Below are 19,545 nucleotides of genomic sequence, written 5' to 3'. Positions count from 1 at the left end.
CCATCACCCGAAAGCACCCCCGCCGGCACCCCCGACTTCGAGCGAACGGCACTTTCGTCGCCTCAGATCGACCCAACGTACCGTTCGCACGATCGAAGGGGGAGCATCCCCGCTGGCATCCCCGCATCGAGTGAACGGCACTTTCGTCGCCTCAGATCGACCGAACGTGCCGTTCACCATCAGGGCAGGAATTGGGCGAGGAAGATGCCGCCGCCGACGCACGTAGCGACTTGTTAGCCAAGGTAGAGATTGTGAACCGTCTCATAAGTCCGAAGTACTCTCCGATTTTGTGCCTTCGTCCCTAGCACTTTGGCCTAGGCTGAGTCTCATGGTGGGGTTGAGCAGCTCGAGGGTGTCGCATTTGCGACTCGTTCCGACGGAACCTGAAGAACTGCAAAGGTTTGTACTAGAAGCTGGCGGAGGGCGTGGGGGCATTCAGATTGCGCGATCGTTGCGTTCGAAGAGGCGCGCGGTACCGGCGCAATACGCGATACGTATCAGTGTCGACAATGTTTCCACTCAGATCTGGCGACGAATCCTCGTCGCGTCGGATCTGAATCTGGATGACCTGCATTCGGTGGTTCAACGGGCAATGGGGTGGAGTGACCGTCAATCGCACGCGTGGTCCAAGTCCGGCAGCCGATTTCCCGGCGAGGTCGAAGAGTACGTAGCTTCCGGGAGCAACGCCGAGCAGCGTCGGGCCGGCCGAGCGGCGATCGTAGAGTCCGCGGTACGCCTGGACGAGGTCATGGTCTCGCCTGGCGATGAAATCAGTTATCGCTACGGACGCTTCGGGAACTGGCGCCACACGCTGACACTTGAATCTTCCGAAGTACTGCCCGACGGGTTCCAAGTTGTGTGTGCCGCGGGTCGCGGTGCATGTCCGCCGGAGGAATGTGTCGGACCTGACGAGTACGAGCAACTCCTCGGTGTTCTCGCTTCGGAGAAGCTGCGCTCCCATGAATGGACCCTCGAATGGCCACAAACTGATTTCGAGCCGACACGATTCGAGATCGCTGAGGTCAATAATCGACTGCATAGTCCTAGACCGGACGAGATCGCTGCGTCGTACGACATTGCGAAGCTCGTCGAATGCCTGGGTCCCTCGCGAGTCCCGGAACTGCATGCGGTCCTCGCCCGAGCAGGCATTGACGATCAGTCGGCAATCGGGGAGTTGGTCCACGTCGAGGCGGGCCAACGCATTCAAGCGGTTCTGGCTCTGATCGGTGTCGAAGGGATCGGTGCCGATGATTTCTTCACGACGGTCGACGCGATGCTCGACGAACCTGAACTGGGACCTGTAAACCTTCCCCAAGGGCGATCACTCTTCGCAGTGCTCAAGAAGTTCGGCCTGGTGCGAAAGCACAAAGGGCAGATTGTTCTGACGAAGCGGGGACAGTCGGCAGAGCGGGACGCGTCAATGACGTGGTCGGTGATCGTCGAGGGAGTTCCGGTTGCGCCCGGCGGCTCGCAGAGAGCGGTGGAACTCCTCGTCCTCCTTGCCGTAGCCGCCGGCATGTCGCCGGCGGATCGTCATCGTTTCGTCGCGGGAGCGCTGGAGTCGATTCGGTCGTCGAGCATCCTGATGGCTGGAGCTCAGACTTCCAGACGTGACACGTCCGGGAGCACCGTAGAGGTGCTCGGATTGATCGGCGCTACGGGGTACGAGTTGGGGAAGTTCGGCAGCAAAGCGGACTCGCCCTGGGCTGTTCACCTCGCGAGGGCGATCCTGCGGCGTTAACTCGCGCGTCGACGCAGACAACCGAAACGGGGTTCGATCCGGCAATGCCGAATCTAACCCCGTTTCGTGTACCGATAGAGATCAGATGTTCACGCCGTAGTCGCGGGCGATTCCGGCTAGTCCCGATGCGTATCCCTGTCCGACTGCACGGAACTTCCATTCGCCATTGTGGCGGTAGAGCTCACCGAAAAGCATGGCTGTCTCGGTGGATGCATCTTCGGAGAGGTCGTAGCGTGCCAGTTCGGAGCCGTTCGACAGATCTACGACGCGGATGTAGGCGTTGGTGACCTGTCCGAAGGACTGGAGTCGCGCATCGGCGTCGTGAATCGAGACGGGGAAGAAGATGTTGGTGACGTTGGGCGGTACAGCCGGGAGGTCGACGTTGATGACCTCGTCGTCGCCGTCACCTTCACCGGTGAGGTTGTCGCCGGTGTGCTCGATGGATCCGTCGGGCGAGCGAAGGTTGTTGTAGAAGACGAAGTGAAGGTCGGAAAGGACCTTGCGTTCCGGGCCGGTGACCAACGCGCTGGCGTCGAGGTCGAAGTCGGCACCACTGGTGCTGCGTGCATCCCAGCCGAGACCGACTGCGACCTTGGTCAGATTGGGTGCGGCCTTCGACAGAGATACGTTGCCGCCCTTGGCAAGTGTGACGCCCATTCAGGTTCCTCTCGTTCGAACGAAGTGGATTTCTTCGTTCGGGAGTTCTGTGTTGTCCGTTCGCGACTCACATTACCGTGAGCGGGTAGGTGCGGTTCGACCGAATAGGCACCTCACTCGAACAGCGCGCGAAGATCCTCGGCGTCGAGTCCGGCGCCCAGTGTGCCTTCGGCGTCCATGACATTCGAGAACAATGCCGACTTCTTGGCTTTGAGTGCCATGACCTTCTCTTCGATGGTGTCTTTGGCAATGAGGCGGTAGACCATGACGTTTCGTGTCTGCCCGATGCGGTGAGTACGGTCGACCGCTTGTGCCTCGGCGGCCGGGTTCCACCAGGGGTCGAGAATGAAGCAGTAGTCGGCCTCGGTGAGATTGAGGCCGAAGCCACCAGCCTTGAGGCTGATGAGGAAGACGGGGACTGCACCAGACTTGAACTCCTCCAACACTTCACCGCGATTGCGCGTCGAACCGTCGAGATAGCTGTACGCAATTTTTTCCGCGTCGAGTCGGTTGCGGACAGAACCAAGGAACCCGGTGAATTGGCTGAAGATCAACGCGCGGTGTCCGCCCGCAACGACGTCGTCCAGTTGCTCGACGAGAGCGTCGACCTTGGCCGATGGGACGGGTCCGCTTTCCTCGTCGACCAGCGAGACGTCGAGACTGAGTTGGCGTAGCAGCGTCAGCGACTGCAGGATCGTGAAGCGGTTCTTGTCGACGTCGTCGAGCAGTCCGAGAATCTTCTGCCGTTCGCGTTGCAGGTGGGTGTCGTAGATCGCGCGATGGCTCGGATGCAACTCGATCTCGAGTACCTGCTCCTGCTTGGGCGGCAAGTCTGCGGCCACCTGTTCCTTGGTGCGCCGCACCATCAGCGGTTTGACGCGTCGTCGCAGTTGCGCCAATCGTTCTGTATCACCGTCTTTTTCGATGGGAGTGCGGTAGACGTCGGTGAAGGTGGTGGGGCTGGGAAACAGTCCTGGTGCAGTGATTGCGAGGAGCGACCACAACTCCAGAAGATTGTTTTCCATGGATGTACCGGTGATCGCGAGTTTGAACGGTGCGTTCACCGCCCTCGCGCACTGGTGGACCTTGGACTTGTGGTTCTTGGCGAATTGGGCTTCGTCGAGTACCAGTCCGGACCAGCGGCCGGCGGAATACGCATCGGTGTCGAGGCGAAAGAGAGCGTACGACGTCACGACGATGTCCGCCCCGCCGACGAGTGCGGCCAGATCGGTTTTTCTGCGGCGCAGCGTGTCCGTGATGACAGCGGTGTGGAGGGTCGGTGCGAACTTCGCCACTTCGGACTTCCAGTTGGATACGACGCTGGTGGGTGCGACGATCAGAAAGGGAGGCGCGGCTGGATTCGATTGCCTTGCAGCGCAGATCATTGCGAGGGTCTGCAGTGTCTTGCCCAGGCCCATGTCGTCGGCGAGTATGCCGCCCAGGCTGTGCTGGCGCAGGAAATTGAGCCAACGGAATCCGTCGACCTGATAGGGACGTAGCGTTGCCGTCAACGTGTCCGGGACTTCGACGGGATCGATGCCCGAACTGCCGAGCAATCCTGCGATCTGCTTCTTCCAAGCTGCTTCTTGATGTTTGACCCTTCCGAGCGCCGTCAATTCTTCCCACAGTCCGGCCTGAAATTTGCTGATCCCGAGTTTGCCGGTGGGCCGATCGAGTAGCGACCGCGCTTCGGTGATGAGACGGTGCAGGCCGAGTAGTTCAGGTGCGTCGAGCCGAAAGAAGGCGCCGTCCGGTAGCAGTATGTGAGTCTCGCCCTTGCTCAGAGCAGAGAACAGTGTTGTGAACGGAACGCTTTGTCCCGCAACATCGACGGTGACATCGAGGTCGAACCAGTCGGATCCGCTGTCCCCGTCGGGGGCTGATGTGCTGAGGCCGATCACGACAGCGTCGTCTGCAGGCCGGTAGTCGGCGGGGGTTCCTGCAACCGTGAGGTCGATGGCGTCGTGCGCTTCGAGTTGGGGCAGGAGGTCGAGTGTGAACTGCATGGAATCGAGGCCGGTCAAAGTTCCCGCGAGAGTGGCCTTCGCCGCGGCCGCGCCGAGGCTGTTGGTGATGGCATCTTCGGCAGCGTGATTGCGGACCTCGGACTCGTCGGTGGTTGCATCGGCGGTAGAAATGATCAGTTCGTCGGCATCGACGGTGTACTTCCATGCCGACTCGATGTCGATGCGGTGGTCGCCTTCGTAAGTGGCCATCAGTTGTAGCCGAGGACCGGACACAGTAGGTGGGTTGTAAGCACCGTCGGAAGATAGGACGGGAGCGAGGCTTCCGAGTTTGAACACGAACCGCGAAGTGAACGCATCTCGATGCTCGGCGGGTATGTCGACTGACTTTCCGGAGTCGATCAACTGCCTCAATTGGTGGGTGACCGGCGTGTGCAGCGGTGCGAGCGTGATCGCGTTGGCGGCGTCGAGCGCGAAGACACCATGTGCCGGTGTACCGACAAGTCCCCAGTCGGAATGGGTGATGATGTGCCCATCGGTCTGAATTCGGGGAGTGAGACGGAGGTTGTTGTCTTCCGCTCCGTGGACGTCGAGGCAGATGTTGGCGTCGTAGAGTAGGGAGATGTTGCCGAGGCCGGCTTTCGAGTGAACGAGTGAAACGCCGACGCTGATGGCCTCACGAAGAAGCGACCAGAGTTGCGGGCTCGCGAACCCGGCAAGATCGATTTCCGCGGCATTTTGATTTCGGTAGTAGTTGCCGGCGCTGTGGAGGAGATGTATGTCGCGTAGAACCCGGAGGTGATCTGCGGGGAACTGAAAAGTGCTTCCGAGTTTGTTCCAGGCGAGCCCGCCGGAGATCCACCCTCTCGCTCCTGGTTGTACGGGTTTGATGATGAGCCTTGTCGATGCGCCCTTGGTTCGGGTGGTGAATTGAATGCCAAGTCCACGTGTAGTGCGGCCGGCCAGGTCTGGTCGGAGCAACTCCTCGAGCGAGCTGTCCCATCCGAGGTGTTGTGGAGTCTTGTTCGCCTCGGCAACCGCTGCGAGCACCAACGCGACTACGTGCTTGCAGTTCATCCGCACGGGACACGTGCAGAGGCCACGCGTGAACGTTGCTGTACCGGCCGCGCCGCGACTTACCGAAATCGTGCAGGTGTACGGCTCTCGCGCAGTTCCCGATACAGCGCCGGTCAAGATGTCAGCGGTGTCGTTCCATCCGATGGATTCGACTGCATTCTCCCGCAGGTAGACAAGTCCGCGGTCGTAGGTGGTTGTGCCCACGACAGCGCGAATTCGGTCGAGGTCGAGGGCCCTGACTGAATCCGGTTGCACGGGGGCCAGCCTAGTAGCGGCGACCGACAGATCTTGTCGTGGTCGTTTGTCCAAGAAAGTCCGAACTGCACGGTATGTTCACGGAAACATCTTTGACTGGTTTGGGAGTTTCATGAGGACTGAGCGGCGTGCGTGGATTCGATCTGCGCGCACAGGTGCGGTGTGTTTGGCCGTCTGTGCACTTTCTTTGCAATTGGGCGGACTGTCGACGGCAGCGCCGAGTTCCGGAAGCTCGGGTAGTTCGGGAAGCTCGGGAAGTCTGGGCAGCGTCGAGGGAAGCGTGAGCTCGGGGTCGACGATCCCGGGACCACTTCAGGAGGATCCGGGCCCCAAACCGGACCTGCGCGACGACATCGTCGTCCCGGCCATCGTCGGCGAGAAGGTGACCGCACCACAAGCGATCAGGCTGACGGTGGCGTCGCCCGCACTTCGACGCGAGGTCGGCGTCGAGATTTTGCTACCCGCTGACAATTCGGTTCCGCGCCCAGCGCTGTACATGCTCGAGGGTGTCGACGCCGGAGAGAAAAGCAGCGGATGGATGACGATCGGCGGCGCCCCGGCGTTCTTCGCCGACAAGAACGTCAACGTCGTGATGCTCAATGGCGGAATCGCGAGCCTGTACTCGGACTGGGAGAATCCGGATCCGCGGCTGGGACTGCACAAGTGGGAAACCTTCATCACCGAGGAGTTGCCACCGCTGATCGACGCGCGACTCGAGACCAACGGAATCAACGCGATTGCCGGCAATTCCATGGGCGCGATGGGTGCAATGATGCTCGCCCAACGCTTTCCGGACATGTATCGCGGCGTTGCCGTGTTCAGCGGCTGTTATTCCACGATGGATCCGCTCGGCCGAACTGCCGTCCAGGCCACGATTTCTTCTCGAAGCGGAGATCCGGCCAACATCTGGGGTGTGCCAGGGGGCCCGGAGTGGGAGGCACACGATTCGTTGATCAACGCAGAGAAGTTGCGTGGCAAGGAAATCTACGTGTCGACGGCAAACGGTCGTCCCGGATCTGACGAGACGCTGCAGACTCCTGAACTGCTCGAGCGTCTGGTGATCGGCGGCGGCATCGAGGTTGCCGCCCACGCCTGCACCAAGATGTTCGACGCTCGGTTGCAGGAGCTGAAGATTCCGGCGCAGGTGGATTACGAGCCGAACGGCACGCACGCGTGGGCGTATTGGCGTGAACGACTGCCGAAGGCGTGGCCGACTCTGTCCCGGGCATTGGGCGTCTGACGGTTCGACAACAGTGCTCGGGTTGTGGATGCACCACAACCCGAGCGTTGGATCACTCGCAGGCGATGCCGTCGTTGTCGCGGTCGAGATGCGGGGCGTATCCGTTCTGGCCCCGGTACAACGGAGCTGCGCCGGCATTACGAACGGCTGTGCAGTTCTGGTAGTACCGCGCTGGTGCGGGAGTGTTCTGCGGCGCCGGCTGGTTCTGGGGCGCTTGCGGAGCGGGCGGCGCCGGCGGTGCGAAGACCGGGGGAAGGAACGGCTGGACTGCGTCGGCAGAGCCAGTCGGAATCATGCGTGCGATCTCGATCGGTAGGAAATCGAAAACCGTGGATGCCTGAGCGGCGGGCGCGGCAACCAGAGTGATTGCGGCGCAACCTGCGACGCTGAATGCCAGACGGCGGAGCTTCATGTGACCTCGTGTTCAACTGGGCAGCCCTTCCACTTCGGAGGGCTCTGCCGGCTGAGCATACTAGTCATAACGACCAAATGGTTTATTTCGGTAAGGGTGAAATCTGGGGTGAAAAGCAGCGTCCCCGCACCGTATTGCTCAGGTGCGAGGACGCTGCTGTAGTCATCGAGGGTTACGCGTCGACAAGTTCCTCGGCGAAGGGGTCACCGTTGCGGGGAGCGTCGAAGCGCTCCTTGTCGAGGATTCCCTCACGCTTTGCGACGATGACCGGGACCAGTGCCTGGCCGGTGACGTTGACTGCGGTACGGCCCATGTCGACGATCGGTTCGACTGCGAGGAGCAGTCCGACGCCGGCCAGGGGAAGACCAAGGGTGGAGAGTGTGAGTGTGAGCATGACTGTCGCACCGGTGGTTCCGGCCGTTGCCGCTGAGCCGATGACCGAGACGACGACGATCAACAGGTAGTCGGTGAAGGTCAGCGGAACGTCGTAGAAGCCTGCGACGAAAATCGCCGCGATCGCGGGATAGATTGCGGCGCAACCGTCCATCTTCGTGGTGGCACCGAGCGGAACGGCGAACGAGGCGTACTCACGCGGAACGCCGAGGTTGCGTTCGGTGACGCGTTCGGTCAACGGCAGGGTGCCGATCGACGAGCGCGAGACGAATCCGAGCTGAGTTGCGGGCCAGACGCCGGAGAAGAAGCTTCGAACCGAGAGGCCGTGTGCGGCAATCAGGATGGGGTAGACCACGAAGAACACGATCGCCAGACCGATGTAGATGGCGGCGGTGAAGACGCCCAGCGACCCGATCGCATCCCATCCGTAGGTGGCGACAGCGTTGGCGATCAGCGCAGCGGTGCCGATCGGGGCAAGGCGGATGATCCACCACAGGACCTTCTGGACGATCGCGAGCAGCGAAGCGTTGAACTCGAGGAACGGCGCAGCCTTGGGACCGATCTTGAGTGCAGCAATACCGATTGCACCGGCGATGACGAGCAGCTGCAGGACGTTGAAGCTCAGCGATGTGGTCGCCACGCCTTCGGCGACGGAAGTCTTTGCACCCAACCCGAGGAAGTTGTTCGGAACCAGTCCGGTGATGAACGCCCACCACGAACCGGAACTCTTGGGTTCCTTCGCGGCTTCGGCGGCGACGTCGGTCCGTGAACCGGGATCGGTGATCAGGCCGACGATGATGCCGATGATCACAGCGATGAAAGCGGTGATCGCGAACCAGAGCAAGGTCTGCACGGCCAGGCGAGCTGCATTGGCGACCTGGCGCAGGTTGGCGATGGAGCTGACAATGGCGGTGAACACCAGCGGGATCACCGCAACGGTGAGCAGCTTGACGTAACTCGAACCGATGGTCTGTACGGTGCCGACCAACCAGTTGACGTTGCCGTCGGCCGCATCAGGCATTGCCCGGGCGACGAGACCGATGATGACACCGAGTACGAGACCGGCGACGATCTGCGGTCCGAATGCCGTCGCCCAGGACGGAAAACGGGACGTGGACTTTTCCGGCACGCCGGTGGAGGTGGAGCTGGGCATGACTATGCCTTTCGAAAATCAAGGGAGCGAAACGCAGCGCGGCACCAGAGGCCGGGCAGATTCGAAGAAATGTTTCCTGGTACGCGTCAGGTCAGAGCGAGCGCGTACACATTGCGCTCGCCTGCAGGCGAAGGTCGACGTAACGCCGACTGGTCAGGAACAACACTGTCCACACACTACTCGCAGCTTCAACTACTCGATCCCGAGGGTCGCCGCGGGAGTTCGCTTCGTGTTCGTCGGGCGTGCCCCGATCAGTCACTGTTGGTCGGTTGACTAGTCTCGACGATCAGTAGGTGCCGCACCGGCGCCTACGCGTCGGCAAGCGGAAGCGAGAGACCGATGAGCGTTCGGAATGCCGAGTACCCGCGTCCGAAGCATTTCCTGGTGCACCTCAGTGACACGCATCTGGTGGCTCAGGGGGAGTTGTACGACGCCGTGGATGCGTCGACGAGATTGCGGGAAGTGCTCAGCGGGATCGTGGCCTCGGGCGCACGCCCGGATGCACTGATATTCACCGGCGACCTGACCGACCAGGGACACCCCGACGCATACGCGGAACTGAAAGCCATCGTGGAACCCGTGGCGGCCGAGATCGATGCGCAGGTCGTCTGGGCGATGGGCAACCACGACGACCGCCCTACGTTCAGATCTCTGCTGTTGGGCGAGGACGCCACCGATCATCCCGTCGACAACGTCTACGACCTTGACGGACTGCGGGTGATCACCCTGGATTCGTCGGTTCCCGGTCATCACTACGGTGAGATCTCGGATCGTCAATTAGACTGGCTACGAACAGAATTGACGGTGCCGGCGCCCGACGGAACAATTCTGGCGCTGCATCATCCGCCGGTTCCGTGCATTCAGGATCTCGCGGTTCTGGTGGAGTTGCGCGATCAGTCCCGGTTGGCAGACGTCTTGCGTGGCAGCGACGTCCGGGCGATTCTTGCCGGGCACCTGCACTATTCGACGACGGCGACGTTCGCCGGCATTCCGGTTTCCGTGGCGTCGTCGACGTGTTACACCCAGGACTTGAACGTGGAAGTCGGTGGTCAGCGTGGTCGTGACGGGGCTCAGGGGTGCAATCTGGTGCACGTGTACGACGAGACAATTGTTCATTCGGTCGTTCCACTCGGTGCGCACGTGACGGTCGGTGAGCCCGTCGACGCGGCCGAGGGTGCCCGGAGGCTCAGTGCTGCCGGCATTCGAATCCTCGAGAGCGAAAAGGCGGCACGCTCGATCATCTGAGGTCGCAGGCGGTTTCCGGCACCCACGCGCAGTTCCGGGTGATTGCCGGGCGGTCGCGTACTCACTACCGTCGAGGTAGGTGCAGAGCTCCAGCAACAAGGACCGGCTAGCTGGACGGCAACCCTTCATGCCGATGGGGTGCCCCGGAATCACACCTGGCGATACGCGCGGTGCGTGTCGCAAGCGGCAGTCGCCACGAGAACCGTCAGTCGGGTGCTGACGGTTTCTGCGGTCGGCACTGTGCGCTCCCGAGTAGTTCTCGAACAGGAGTATGCGCCGATGACCTCCACCCCTTCTTCTCATCTTGCTCCGTTGCATCTCGCCGTAGCGCTGGACGGTACCGGTTGGCACCCAGCGGCCTGGCGAGAGCCGCACTCGCGCCCGAGTGAGCTGTTCAGCGCGTCGTATTGGACTGACGTGGTGACGATCGCCGAGCGTGGTCTGCTCGATTTCGTCACCATCGAGGACAGTCTCTCGGTGCCGGCCAACCCACTCGAGCCTGTCGACGACGCGGTTGACCGGGTGCGCGCTCGGCTCGACGCACATCTCGTGGCCGCCCGACTGGCACCGATCACGAGCAACATCGGGTTGATCCCGACCATCACCACCATTCACACCGAACCGTTCCACGTGTCCAAAGCCGTTGCCACGCTGGACTACACCTCGCGCGGTCGCGCCGGGTGGCAGGTGAAGGTGTCGGCGTCGGAATCCGAGGCAGCACAGTTCGGGCGTCGCGACATCCCCGCGCTCACCGATGCCGACCGTCAGTCGATCGTTTCAGGCGTCCTCCCGGACTTCGTGCGCGACCTGTTCGACGAAGCTGCGGAGGCAGCTGACGTAATCCGGCGACTCTGGGACAGCTGGGAGGACGGCGCCGAGATCCGCGACGTGGAGCAGCGCCGGTTCATCGACCGAGACAAGTTGCACTACATCGACTTCGAGGGAAAGTACCTCTCGGTCCGTGGACCGTCGGTGACTCCGCGCCCGCCGCAGGGGCATCCCGTCGTCACCGCATTGGCACATCAGCGGGTCGCGTACGAGCTGGCGGCGCGGACGGCCGATCTGGTGTTCGTGACGCCGTTCGACGACGAGCAGGTCACGGCAATCCTGGGTGAAGTGCGAGCAGCCGAAGAACACGTGCAGCGCACCGGCGAACCGCTTCGGGTCTTCACCGACATCGTCGTATTCTTCGATGCTCCGGAAGAAACCGGAAAGGAACGGCTCGCTCGCCTCGACGCGCAGGCCGGCGCCGAATACCGTTCGGACGCGCTGACCTTCACCGGCACCGCGGCTGAGTTGGCAGATCTTCTGCTCCGGTGGCAGCAGTTGGGAATCGACGGCTTCCGGTTGCGGCCGGGCGTCGTCGTGGACGACCTCGACGCGATCGCAGGTGAGCTGGTACCTGAATTGCAGCGACGCAACGTATTCCGCACCGAGTATCCGCAGACGAATCTTCGCGGACTGCTTGGCCTACCCATCGACGTTCCCAACCGCTACGCCGCCGGTACTCCGGCCGCCTGACAGACGAGGAATACATTTTCATGAGTTCTCAGAAGCGTAAGCAGGTCATCCTGGGTGCCTACCTCGGCGGCGTCAACCATCACACTGCATGGTGGGATCCGCAGGCGGGCAGCCAGATCGAGTTCGATTCCTTCGAACACACCGCTCGAACCGCCGAGCGTGGGAAGTTCGACTTCTTCTTCCTCGCCGAAGGCCTTGCCCTTCGTGAGCGTGCAGGACAGATTTTCGATCAGGACATCATCGGTAGGCCGGACACCTTCACGGTCCTTGCATCGTTGGCGGCGGTAACCGAACACCTCGGATTGGCCGGCACTATCAATGCCACGTTCAACGAGCCGTATGAACTGGCCCGCCAATTCGCGACGCTCGATCAGTTGTCCGGAGGACGTGCCGCCTGGAACGTCGTCACCTCGTTCGACGCATTCACCGGCCAGAACTTTCGCCGCGGCGGATACCTCGACCGCGCGCAACGATACGAGCGTGCGGAGGAGACCGTAGCGCTGGTGCGTGAACTCTGGGATTCGTGGCGAAGCGACGACATCGTGGCCGACAAGGCATCAGGGCGCTTTCTCGCGCGACCGGATGCCGGTGAATTCGCTTTTCATGGATCGCATTTCGACGTGAACGGCCGATTCACAGTGCCGCGTAGCCCGCAAGGGCGCCCGGTTATTCTGCAGGCCGGGGTGTCGCCGCAGGGGCGCGATTTTGCTGCCGGCAATGCCGACGCGATCTTCTCACCGTACGGTCAGTTGCCCGAGGCGGCCGATTTCTATCGCGATATCAAAGCACGTGCCGTTGCGGCCGGACGTGACCCGGGTGACATCAAGATCTTGCCGTCGGCGAGTTTTGTTCTCGGCACCTCGGAGGCAGATGCGATCGAGAAGTACCGAGAGATTCGCGACCAGCAGGTCACCGGCCAGACCGCTTTGGTTCTGCTCGAACAGATCTGGAATCTCGATCTGTCGAAGTACGACCCCGAAGGACCACTACCCGATATCGCTCCGGATCCCGAGGCTCCGCCGATCATCCAGGGCCGCGCCTTCATTCACCAAGATCGTTTCGCGACCGTCGCAAAACTGCGCGCGGTAGCGGAGAGCAAGAAGTTGAATCTGCGCGAAGTGGTGATCGATCAGTTCGAGCGTGGACCGATCGTCGGTACACCGCAGCAGGTTGCCGAGAAAATAGATTCGTTTGTCAGCAACGACGGTTCGGATGGGTTCATCCTCGGGTCGCACCTTGTGCCGACCGGCCTCGACGAGTTCGTCGACGACGTGGTGCCGCTGCTGCAGGATCGAGGTGTTCTCCGCAGTGACTACGAAGGAACGACGTTGCGTGACAATCTCGGTCTGCCCATTCCGGTGCAACGGGAGCATGTGACAGCACGCTGATCGACCGAAGTAGCAAGGGCCCAGCCGAAATCGGCTGGGCCCTTGTTTCGTCTAGGCTTCCCAGGGCGCCGGGATGGGGTAGTAGCTCTCCAGGAACTCAGTGATCTTGCGTGTCCGAAGTTCCAGATCGATCTCCGGAGCGCTGCCGTCGTTGAGGCAGAAGAAGTCCATGGAGCGCTTGGCGAGCAGTGAGTCCATGTCGCGCAAACCGGCCTTGACCGTCGTGTCGACGTATTTGACGGCGGCGGACTTCTGCACCACCGACCGTCCACTCATGAGCGTGTAGTAGTGGTACAGCGAATTGGTCACCGAGATATTGGAACTCGCGCGGAAGGTGCTTGCTGCAGTGGCCGCGAAGTCTTCGGCGAACTCGCGTTCCATCTCGGCCATCACGCTCTTGCGTAGTGGCGTCGCTGCGTGCTCCAGATGTCTGGTGGTCATCAGACCGAAGCGGTCCTGCAGCAGACGGCGGTTGACGCGGGCCGCATTCTCGAACCCGCTGCGGTCGTTGTCGTTGTGTCCCAATCCGATTCTGGTGTCGGCCTCGATGAACATGCTGATCCCACCGGGGGAGAAGAACATGTCAGGGCCGACGGGGCGACCGAAGAACATGTCGTCATTGGAGTAGAGGAAATGCTCTGCCAGACCCGGAATATGGTGCAGCTGGCACTCGACAGCTTGAGAATTGTGGGTGGGCAACACACTTGGATCGGCGAAGAACTTTTCGCTGGGCATGAACGTGACTCGCGGATCGTCGGCAAGCCAGTCCGGACGATCGGAATCGGTTGCGACGAAGATCCGCCGGATCCACGGCGCGTACATGTGGATAGATCTAAGTGCGTATTTGAGCTCGTCGATCTGACGGAAGCGCGCTTCTGATTCGTCGCCCTCGCCGACGATGTAGTTCTGCATGCGCTTGGCGCGCTGAGCCTGAAACTCTTTGGAAGAACCGTCGACCCAGGAAAAGACAAGATCGATATCGAAGCTGATATCGGAGGCATGATCGGCGAACATGTTCTCGATGGTCGGCCAGATCCGGCCGAATCGCTCGACGGTTCCTCGGACAGCTTCTTCGGGGAGGACGGTTCGTCGTGTCAGTGAGTTCTCGACGGGTAGGACGATTTCTTCGTCGGAAATCGACCACAATTCGATCTGAACGCCGATGTTCGCGCCGTAGTTCATACCGCTTGCGACGTGAACCCTCGGACGGAACAAGCGGAAGATCCGTGACTTGTTGGTTTTCGACAGGGCACCGTCCGCGACAAGGAGCGCTGGACTCTTCTTCGCGTCGACGGTTTTGGAATAGAAGGGTGCGTTTGCGCATCCCTCGACAAGTGCCTGCCGCAGGTTCTTGCGTTCCGTCCAGCTGACCGCGATGACCGGGCGCTCGTCGTTTCCGCGGACGAGTAGATACTCGATTCCTGCGGCGTCGAGGATGTCGCGGATGAAGAGGAGATCTTCGACCATCGCTTCGAGCGGCGTGGTGGTCGTGATCGCGAGGGCAAAACGATTCTTGAATCGGACGGTCTCGGGTAGCTCGCCCATCCGTGCGCGTGACGCGGCCGACGCCGGCTCCACAGGATTGGGGCTGTCCTGCTCCGGAGGTACGAAGTAGATGTCGTGCGGAGCGGGAGATTCTGTAATGGGATGCCTTCCGATTCTGATCCAGCTGTGTATCTGTCGCCCCCGACGCTGCGAGAGCGTGGTGGCGACGAGCTCAGTCTATGCCGTCGGCGCCGAAAGTCGGACATGAGTGACGGGGATGGGTAGCGCGGGGCGAGTCGGGTACCCCGAGGACCGAAGCGAGAGTGAAGGAGGAGAACCGATGCGTGTGAAAGCGATGGTCGGAACAGGCGCGATGGCGGTTGCGCTGGCCGCCGGCCCAGTTGCGACAGCGTCTGCGGAGCGAACCGAGGCAGCGGGGTCGGAGGGTTCACCGGAGATGCTGACCTGCGAGGTTGTCTTCGATGCACTCGAAGATATGAGCCCGGAATGGACGGAAGAGGGGATCGATCAGGTCGAAGACTGGTGTGAGGCGATCACCGGCGAAGAAGACTGAGCGTCAGCCGCGCGAAATCACCCGTCGCGAGAGTCGCCACCGCCCGTCTTCGAGTTCGAACTCGTCCGCGTAGCTCCCGACGCCGCTGAGTTCGGGCGACGTGGCTGTGTCGACGTAGAACGTCCACACCGCATCCGCGCGGGCTGTAGTTTCCGACGTCACGTCCACGGCGATCGCCGTGGTGACGTGACGTGTGAACGTGCCAGGCCCTTGAATGCCGGCCGCGCGACGCTCGCGAACTCCAGCAGCAATTTCTTCACGGCCACGTCGTACCTGTGCGGGGATACCGCGATCGGGATTGGCCGGCATGTTCCATTCGGCCTCGCGCGTGAACTGCTCCACGTAATCCTCGACCGAGCCGGTATCGGCAAGATGCGCGATGCGAGCGAGCGTTGAACGAATCTGTTCGGCAGGGCCCTCGGGTTGCATGCTGTCCTCCGTAGACGTGGGTGCGGCAGATCGCACGCTACAGCTCATGACGACAACGACGACGGCCTCGTCCCAGTGAGCGGCAATATTCTCCGGCGAGGGAGCGGCGAACTTTGAGATCACCTCGAGTTCAACCGTATTCGAGCCCGCAGCGTAAATGATTGAGTGTTCACAGTAGGCAGCGCCATGACGACTGCCGCGCCCGTAGGCTTGACCGACTCACAGGAGATCGCCATGTCCGTCACCGAACTCGAACGTGTCACCCAGACCCCGGAGCAGATCTACGCTGCCGGCGGAATCACCGTCCACAAAGTAGGCGAGCTGATCGGCGCCCGCATCGACGGCGTCCATCTCTCCGGGGACTTGTCCGAAGAGACCGCTTACGCGATCAACTATGCGCTGGCAGCGCACAAGGTTGTGTTCTTCCGTGGGCAGCATCATCTCGACGACACGTCGCAGTACGAATTCGCCGGAACCCTCGGCACCCAGACCACCCCGCATCCGACGGTGAAGTCCAGGGGCGACAAGCTGTTGGTGCTCGACCGTGCCGCCAACAGTTGGCACACGGACGTGACGTTCGTCGACCGCATCCCGAAAGCCTCGATTCTGCGAGCGACGACCATTCCCGAGTACGGCGGAGCGACCACGTGGGCGTCGACCACCGCCGCGTACGACCAACTGCCGTCTTCACTCAAGGTCTTGGTCGAGAATTTGCGGGCCGTTCACACCAATGCCTACGACTATGCCGAGGTTGTCGATCAGGCGAACCCGGTAGACGCGCAGCGCCAGGCCTACTACGCCGAATTCACCCGTGAGATCTACGAGACCGAACACCCGGTGGTGCGTATCCATCCGGCGACGGGGGAGAAGACCCTCCTGCTCGGTCACTTCTTCAAGGAGTTCGTCGGGCTCAAGCCGTCGGAGTCGGTCGCTCTTTACCAGATCCTGCAGGCACGAATCATCAAGTTGGAAAACACTGTTCGATGGAACTGGTCGGCCGGCGACCTGGCGATCTGGGACAACCAGGCGACTCAGCATTACGGTATCGCCGACTACGGGACTCAGGCGCGCAGTGTGCACCGAGTGACATTGGCCGGCGACGTCCCCGTCGACGTCCACGGCGAGCAGAGTCGAATCCTCCAGGGTGACGCCGCGGAGTATTCGATCATCGCGGACATCGATCGGCTTCCCGGCTTCGCCGCGAACTGATCAGTCGTGCTGCGGGTGATCCGGCGGGAACATCTGTCCCCATGAGTGACTGCACGCTCGGCACGTCCATTCCGGGGTGTCCGGTCCCACGACGCAGCCAGTTACGGCGAGCCACGGTAGGTGATCGAACGGATGGACCGGCATCCCCGGGGCACACTGAGCGGTTCTGTGTGCACCGCAGTGTGGGCACGGTGGATTTTTCGCCAGCATGTAGTCGATGAAGTTGGTGTGCCCAGACGTGGCCATCCTTCCGGTGCACTTGCGGCACAGGACGGCTGGGTAGTCGTCACCAGGTTCAGCCTGCCTGAAGATCCGTGATGCGGAATGAAAGTGAAGGCGATCGCTGCTGTTGAACTTTCGCAACGGCATCGGTGAGCCGCAACCTGTGCAGTTTCCCCGCTCGTTCATCAACGTTCGGGCGTGGGCAGCTGTGGACGTCGGATCCAGCGTGTCGATGTCGCCGAAGTAGTGCGCATAGTGTGACTGGCCGGCCGTGAGAATCTGGTCGGCCAGTGCGTCGTCGACCGGCCCAGGATCCGTGGGAAACGTGATGGACCATCGTTGTTCGAGTTCTGGAACGGTGGGCAAACCGTGGAGTTCGTACGGGCGTTCATCGACTTCCATCGGCGACGTGCCGTCGAAGGGCGCAGCCACGGTCTCGATGCAGAGCAGCGTGCGAGGAGTGGTGTCGAGAACAGTGATCAGCAGGTCACCGATGGCCATCTTTCCGTGCATGATCCAGGGATCGACACGGGCTCGGGGTTCGAGAAACGCGACCACGGCATCGATCCATGGCGTGCCGAGTGCGATGAATACGTGCTGACCGGAGCTCCGCGTGATCATCGGACGATTCTCGCAAGGGCTGCCGACAGCGTCAGGCTTTGACCACCTTGCGCCCGAGCAGCGATGCAACCAGTCCGTCGACGAAGGTCGCTTGCCGTCCGAGGGGATCGGAATCCGCTGCCGCGACGCTGCCGATCGAAATCGATCTCGTCAGGCCGGTCTCGCTGATGAATTCGGCGGCGAGGTGCGCTTCTCGGAATGTGAGGCCGCCCAGATGTGTCGTGTCGTCGACTCCGAGAACACGTCCGTCGATGATGTCCATGTCGAAATGGACGTGGACGCCGTTCACACCCTGGCCCGCCGCGGCGAGGACGCGAGGCATCAAGGCCGCCATGCCATGGCGATCGATCTCGTCGATCGTCACCAGCAATACCCCGTACTCGTCGAGTGCGCGCTTGTGATCGACCGTGGCGTTCTTGACGCCCACCAAGACGGTGTTCTCCAAACTGGGGCCGTGCAGATCCGCCGCCGACGACAGCAATTGTTCGATGTCACCGTGTGAAGCGAAAATGATTGCACCCAAATCGGTTCCAGGTTCGGTGGCGATCGGAATTCTGGTGTTCTGCCAGGCTTCGGCAGTGAGCCACAGCGGCAGCGTTGTGAGATCCGCAGCGGCATTCTCTGCTTGAATGCAGTCGAAACCGATTCCGGACATGTCCTCACGTAGACCGTGATCGAGGAGATGGCTTGCCAGGCCGGTAGTTTCGAGGTCGATCAATTCGACGGTCGCATTGGCATCGATCGGTTCGGTGCCCAGAACGTATCGCTTTTCGACGTAGGGCGATGTCATCGCCATCAAGAGCGCGCCGTAATCGATCGTGAAGTCGACGGTGCCACCCAGTCGGTATTCGTCACCTGTTTCTCCGGCGTCGACGAGGAGGTGATCGCTACTGGCGCTGATCACCTTCAGGCGCGGATCGATCGGGGTCAAGCCTTCGGGCGAGATGTCTTCGCGGCCGATGGACAAGATCAGGCGTCGGCTCGGCTTGTCCTCGTTGTCGAAGACGGGGCGTCGGCCGAACGCGTCTTCCCCTGAGACTCCATACGGCCGCGACGGCTTGATCTTGGCCTCGATGATGTCCGCGGTGAGAGTGAAGGCGTCGTTGTTCAGCAGTTCGTACAGTCCTGGGGGAGTCGGTGATTCGGCCAGAACGATGCTGGCACCCAAACGCAGATGGTTGATCCCCTCGGGCATCGTTCCGGTCTCGAGGAGTGGCAGAGAGAACGTATTGCCGCCGGAAACGATCGGCAGTTCGATCGAGAACCGCTTCGTGATTTCGTCGGCTAGGTAGACCAGATTCGACAGGTTGTCGACGGTCGGCTGGATGCCGCCGACGCACGCGAGGTTCGCGCCGATTCCGATCAGTCTGATGCCCTCGATGGGAAGGATTTCAGCGACTACGTCCAACGCCTCCGCCGGCAGGATCCCTTCGCGGAGATCTCCGAGGTCGATCATCAGCACGATGTCGTGGACGACTCCTCGCGCCCGTGCTGCTCTGCCCAGAGCAACAATCGTCGTCAACTCCGAGTTGAGGCTGATGTCCGCGTAGCGGATCGTGTCGTCGATCTCGTTCAACGACGGTGCGCGGATCAGCATCAAGGGAACGGTGATGCCGTCGCGGCGAATGCGGGCCAGGTTGTCCAGGCGGGAGTCGGCGATCTGCGCGACGCCGCCGCGGACCATTGCTCGCGCCACCTTGGGGGAGCCACATGTAGATTTGCTGACGCCCGCCACCTCAATACCCTTGGCATTGGACGCTTCGACGAGGACGCGCGCATTCTGTTCGATACGACGCAGGTCGACGGTGATGGTCGGTCCGGTCATGATCTCCCCGTTTTCTCCGAAGGCGGTTCACGATCCGGGCATTCCAGACCGGACGGTTGGCGTGAGCTGGACAACTTTGCTCCAACTGTTGTGTCGCAGGACACTTACGTGCAGTATGAGGATACAACAGTTTC

The 19,545-nt window shown here is 61.5% G+C and carries 15 protein-coding genes and 1 riboswitch; of the genes, 7 read left to right on the top strand and 8 right to left on the bottom strand.

The annotated features are described in order from the left end of the window. Positions 1 to 451 precede the first annotated feature (451 nt). The gene (locus AC1Q61_RS26460) at positions 452 to 1,741 is read left to right on the top strand and encodes a plasmid pRiA4b ORF-3 family protein (RefSeq protein ID WP_223304601.1); all 1,290 of its coding nucleotides are present in this window, start codon (positions 452 to 454) and stop codon (positions 1,739 to 1,741) included. A gap of 81 nt (positions 1,742 to 1,822) precedes the next feature. On the opposite strand, the gene AC1Q61_RS26455 is transcribed toward AC1Q61_RS26460, so the two are convergent. Further along, a complete protein-coding gene (locus AC1Q61_RS26455; RefSeq protein WP_003940660.1) occupies positions 1,823 to 2,398 on the bottom strand; it encodes a TerD family protein in 576 nt (191 codons plus the stop codon). A 113-nt stretch (positions 2,399 to 2,511) separates the two neighbouring features. Next, positions 2,512 to 5,694, bottom strand: a complete 3,183-nt coding sequence (locus AC1Q61_RS26450; protein ID WP_492651379.1) for a DEAD/DEAH box helicase — start codon at positions 5,692 to 5,694, stop codon at positions 2,512 to 2,514. A gap of 112 nt (positions 5,695 to 5,806) precedes the next feature. Between AC1Q61_RS26450 and AC1Q61_RS26445 the strand changes: the two genes are divergently transcribed. Then, a complete protein-coding gene (locus tag AC1Q61_RS26445) occupies positions 5,807 to 6,934 on the top strand; it encodes an alpha/beta hydrolase (RefSeq protein WP_031333643.1) in 1,128 nt (375 codons plus the stop codon). A gap of 52 nt (positions 6,935 to 6,986) precedes the next feature. On the opposite strand, the gene AC1Q61_RS26440 is transcribed toward AC1Q61_RS26445, so the two are convergent. Next, positions 6,987 to 7,346 carry an excalibur calcium-binding domain-containing protein gene (locus AC1Q61_RS26440; RefSeq protein ID WP_003940648.1) on the bottom strand — a complete coding sequence of 120 codons (360 nt, stop codon included), beginning with the start codon at positions 7,344 to 7,346 and terminating at the stop codon, positions 6,987 to 6,989. A gap of 172 nt (positions 7,347 to 7,518) precedes the next feature. After that, complete coding sequence (locus AC1Q61_RS26435; RefSeq protein WP_003940669.1) at positions 7,519 to 8,892, bottom strand: dicarboxylate/amino acid:cation symporter; 1,374 nt, start codon at positions 8,890 to 8,892, stop codon at positions 7,519 to 7,521. A gap of 339 nt (positions 8,893 to 9,231) precedes the next feature. Between AC1Q61_RS26435 and AC1Q61_RS26430 the strand changes: the two genes are divergently transcribed. The 3 genes from AC1Q61_RS26430 to AC1Q61_RS26420 all read left to right on the top strand — a co-directional run bounded on the left by AC1Q61_RS26430 (position 9,232) and on the right by AC1Q61_RS26420 (position 13,046). Beyond that, the gene (locus tag AC1Q61_RS26430) at positions 9,232 to 10,137 is read left to right on the top strand and encodes a phosphodiesterase (protein WP_007729250.1); all 906 of its coding nucleotides are present in this window, start codon (positions 9,232 to 9,234) and stop codon (positions 10,135 to 10,137) included. Between the two features lie 78 nt (positions 10,138 to 10,215). Further along, positions 10,216 to 10,329: riboswitch (SAM riboswitch) on the top strand. Beyond that, positions 10,312 to 11,658, top strand: coding sequence for an LLM class flavin-dependent oxidoreductase (locus AC1Q61_RS26425; RefSeq protein WP_042926068.1), 1,347 nt, complete (start codon positions 10,312 to 10,314; stop codon positions 11,656 to 11,658). Its footprint overlaps the riboswitch before it by 18 nt. Positions 11,659 to 11,678: 20 nt before the next feature. Then, the gene (locus AC1Q61_RS26420; protein ID WP_007729254.1) at positions 11,679 to 13,046 is read left to right on the top strand and encodes an NtaA/DmoA family FMN-dependent monooxygenase; all 1,368 of its coding nucleotides are present in this window, start codon (positions 11,679 to 11,681) and stop codon (positions 13,044 to 13,046) included. Between the two features lie 51 nt (positions 13,047 to 13,097). Here AC1Q61_RS26420 and AC1Q61_RS26415 read toward each other — a convergent pair whose 3' ends face one another. Then, positions 13,098 to 14,591, bottom strand: coding sequence for a stealth family protein (locus AC1Q61_RS26415; RefSeq protein WP_020970156.1), 1,494 nt, complete (start codon positions 14,589 to 14,591; stop codon positions 13,098 to 13,100). A gap of 280 nt (positions 14,592 to 14,871) precedes the next feature. Between AC1Q61_RS26415 and AC1Q61_RS26410 the strand changes: the two genes are divergently transcribed. After that, positions 14,872 to 15,105 carry a hypothetical protein gene (locus AC1Q61_RS26410; protein ID WP_007729258.1) on the top strand — a complete coding sequence of 78 codons (234 nt, stop codon included), beginning with the start codon at positions 14,872 to 14,874 and terminating at the stop codon, positions 15,103 to 15,105. 3 nt (positions 15,106 to 15,108) lie between these two features. On the opposite strand, the gene AC1Q61_RS26405 is transcribed toward AC1Q61_RS26410, so the two are convergent. Further along, a complete protein-coding gene (locus AC1Q61_RS26405; RefSeq protein WP_225320091.1) occupies positions 15,109 to 15,657 on the bottom strand; it encodes a nuclear transport factor 2 family protein in 549 nt (182 codons plus the stop codon). 111 nt (positions 15,658 to 15,768) lie between these two features. Here AC1Q61_RS26405 and AC1Q61_RS26400 point away from each other — a divergent pair, with 111 nt between their 5' ends. After that, positions 15,769 to 16,743 (top strand): TauD/TfdA dioxygenase family protein, encoded by a 975-nt coding sequence (locus tag AC1Q61_RS26400; RefSeq protein WP_003940665.1) that lies wholly within the window; start codon positions 15,769 to 15,771, stop codon positions 16,741 to 16,743. On the opposite strand, the gene AC1Q61_RS26395 is transcribed toward AC1Q61_RS26400, so the two are convergent. Together AC1Q61_RS26395 and AC1Q61_RS26390 are read right to left on the bottom strand one after the other, a co-directional pair. Continuing rightward, positions 16,744 to 17,586: a hypothetical protein gene (locus tag AC1Q61_RS26395; protein WP_042926070.1), complete on the bottom strand. Its 843-nt coding sequence runs from the start codon at positions 17,584 to 17,586 to the stop codon at positions 16,744 to 16,746. A 31-nt stretch (positions 17,587 to 17,617) separates the two neighbouring features. Continuing rightward, positions 17,618 to 19,411, bottom strand: a complete 1,794-nt coding sequence (locus AC1Q61_RS26390) for an alanine racemase (protein ID WP_007729262.1) — start codon at positions 19,409 to 19,411, stop codon at positions 17,618 to 17,620. Positions 19,412 to 19,545 lie beyond the last annotated feature (134 nt).

Source organism: Rhodococcus sp. MPR-R1B (assembly GCF_058793255.1).
This window is presented reverse-complemented; position numbering and strand designations above follow the sequence as displayed.